The organism is Streptococcus mitis, from assembly GCF_001579035.1.
Taxonomy (GTDB): Bacteria; Bacillota; Bacilli; order Lactobacillales; family Streptococcaceae; genus Streptococcus; species Streptococcus mitis_J.
Map to the genome: position 1 here is coordinate 56,300 of NZ_KQ970288.1, position 3,499 is coordinate 59,798.

Here is a 3,499-nt window from a genome sequence, read left to right on the forward strand (position 1 = left end):
CTTAAATATTTTAGGAATTTAAGGAAAGGATATGATTTTTAATTTTGGGTACCACACTTGTTTTAAAAACATAGCACACCTTCTATTTTACACTATTCTTGTAAAAAAACAATATATATGATTGTGCTATTTTTTCTAATTTAATTACTCTGATAATTTTGTTGCCAAATTGTTTCATCTCGTTGGGTTTCTATGACTATACAATCTCTTGTTAAATAAGTTTTCTTTGTATTTTCTTTGTGAATACAACATCTTTTCTACACATAATATGCATTTAACTTATGCACTGTATTTTCCCACTTTTACCCATACTCATTTTGTATCCCTTATGAAGTATAGTAGATTGAAGATAGAACAGTACGACACGACTGCTAAAATATTTCTAGAAATTAATTTGACTTTCCTAATTGATTTGTTCATATCTTATTTCAATTTACTATAATTGATATGCTGACATCCGAAACCTCCCTTAAATCGCATTCTTGTCAAAACCGAGTTTACGTTGAACAAACTTAACAATTTCGACGATAATAATCATTGAGAAGCTTCCGCCCATAACGATTCCCCATTGTGACAAGTCTAGTTTGGTTACGTGGAAGATTCCTTCAAGCGGTTCTACGACAATTGTTGCCATGAGAAGAATGAAGGATACCAAGATGGACCAGTTGAAGGTCTTAGACTTGAATGGGCCAACTGTCAAGATGGATTGGTAGACAGATTTGACATTATAAGCATGGAAGAGCTGAATCAAACCAAGGGTTGCAAAGGCCATAGTAAGAGCATCCGCATGAATGGCATGATTGTCACCCACATGTACTGGGTAAACAATCGCAAGGCCATAAACACTCATAACAATAGCTGCTTGGAGTACACCTTGATAGATGATGGAACTCAAAACACCACCTGAGAAGAAGCTTGCTTTGCGTCCACGTGGTTTATGGTTCATGACGCCTGGCTCAGCAGGTTCAACACCTAGTGCAATTGCTGGGAAGGTATCCGTTACCAAGTTGATCCACAAAAGATGAACTGGCTGCAAGACATCCCAACCAAAGAGGGTTGATAGGAAGATGGTTAATACTTCAGCAGTATTGGCAGAAAGTAGGTACTGAATAGTCTTTTGAATGTTTGAGAAGACCTTACGTCCTTCTTCAACTGCAACGATAATAGTCGCAAAGTTATCATCTGCAAGGATCATGTCAGAAGCCCCCTTAGAAACCTCTGTACCAGTGATTCCCATACCGATACCGATGTCTGCTGTTTTCAGAGCTGGCGCATCATTGACACCGTCACCTGTCATGGCAACGACTTTACCTTGTTTTTGCCAAGCCTTGACGATACGAACCTTGTGTTCTGGAGACACACGGGCATAAACAGAGTATTGACCAACTACTTTTTCAAAATCTTCATCTGACAGTTCATTGAGTTCAGTACCAGTTAAAACGTGGCCTTCTGTATCGTTGGCATCAATGATTCCCAAACGTTTGGCAATAGCTTCTGCTGTGTCTTGGTGGTCACCTGTAATCATAATTGGACGGATTCCCGCTTCCTTAGCCACACGAACAGCCTCAGCGGCTTCAGGACGTTCAGGGTCAATCATCCCAATCAAACCAGTAAAGATTAAATCATTTTCAAGCTCTTCAGAAGTGAGATTTTCTGGAATGCTATCAATAATCTTATAGGCACCTGCTAAGACACGCAAGGCTTGATGAGCCATTTCAGAATTGTTTGTGTGAATGAGATTTGTAACCTTCTCATCAATCGGAGCAATATCCCCAGCTTTGTCACGAAGAACACAACGTTTCAAAAGTTGGTCTGGCGCACCCTTGACTGCTACAAGGAAACGACCATCTGGCAATGGGTGAACCGTTGACATGAGCTTACGTTCAGAATCAAATGGCAATTCAGCTACACGAGGATATTTCTCTAAAAATCCTTTAACATCGTAGCCCTTGTCCAAGGCATATTGGATGAAGGCTGTTTCGGTTGGGTCACCAATCAGGTTGCCTTCCACATCAATTTTCGTATCATTTGCCAAGACAACTGAACGAAGAAGCGGCATTTCAAGACCCAGTTCAATGTCATCAGCTGAGTCATGTAGGACTGCATCGTAGAAGACTTTTTCGACGGTCATCTTGTTCATAGTCAGCGTACCAGTCTTATCAGAAGCGATGATTTCTGTTGAACCAAGAGTTTCAACTGCTGGTAACTTACGAACGATAGAGTTTCGTTTGGCCAAAACTTGAGTACCAAGAGAAAGAACGATGGTAACGATAGCAGGAAGTCCTTCTGGAATGGCTGCAACAGCAAGGGCAACAGAAGTCAACAACTCACCAAGTGGATTTTTCCCTTGAATGAAGACACCCACTACAAAAGTAACAAGGGCAATGACCAAGATAGCATAGGTCAAGACCTTAGAAAGGTTGTTCAAGTTTTGTTTAAGTGGTGTATCTGTCTCATCCGCATCTTGGAGCATACCAGCGATGTGACCAACTTCCGTGTACATACCTGTATTGACAACAACACCAAGACCACGACCATAGGTCACATTTGAGTTTTGGAAGGCCATATTGACACGGTCACCAATACCTGCATCTGCAGCAAGCTCAACTGTCAAGTCTTTTTCAACTGGTACAGACTCGCCTGTCAAAGCAGCTTCTTCGATTTTAAGAGAATTGGCTTCTAATAAATGAAGATCCGCTGGTACAACATCACCAGCTTCAAGGGCAACGATATCTCCTGGTACCAATTCTTTAGAGTCAATCTCTGCCATGTGGCCATCACGAAGGACACGTGCAGCTGGACTGGACATAGATTTGAGAGCTTCGATGGCTTCTTCTGCTTTTCCTTCTTGGTAAACACCAAAGGCAGCGTTAATAATAACCACGGCTAGGATGATAATAGCATCTGCAATATCTTCCCCACCAGAAGTCACGACTGACAAGATAGCCGCTGCAACTAGGATGATAATCATCAAATCCTTAAACTGCTCGATAAACTTGACCAGGATTGATCGTTTCTCGCCTTCTTCGAGTTCATTGTGGCCAAATTCGGCAAGGCGCTTTTCCGCCTCACTTGATGACAAACCTTGCTCGGTCGCATCCACAGCCTGCAAGACCTCTTCAGGACTCTGAGTGTAAAACGCTTGGCGTTTTTGTTCTTTTGACATGTGTCTCCTCCTTGACATTGTGTGCAAAACAGACTCTCTTTTCCCTCATCGCATCTTTTCACGACAAACAAAAAGAGACCTGTTAATCATAACAAGTCTCGCTGTTTAAGATAGTGCCGGAAAGCATACTTTTCAGTATAAAATTCGGAATGACGACACTATCACAGGTTTCTGCCAGCTACTCCCTTGAGTAGTACTATTATACCAAATTTTGAAAAGTTTTCAAAGAGTAAAGATTCTATAAAATTCTATCCTTATCAAAAGTACGTTCACTGATAATATATCTAGGACGACGTTTCGTTTCTAGGTAAATCTTTCCAATATACTCACCAA

At 41.1% G+C, this 3,499-nt stretch carries 1 protein-coding gene; it reads right to left on the reverse strand.

Annotation, left to right across the window (positions count from 1 at the left end; all coding sequences use genetic code 11):
* Positions 1 to 469: 469 nt before the first annotated feature.
* Positions 470 to 3,166, reverse strand: coding sequence for a cation-translocating P-type ATPase (locus SMIDD26_RS06435; RefSeq protein WP_061439601.1), 2,697 nt, complete (start codon positions 3,164 to 3,166; stop codon positions 470 to 472).
* Between the last annotated feature and the right edge of the window lie 333 nt (positions 3,167 to 3,499).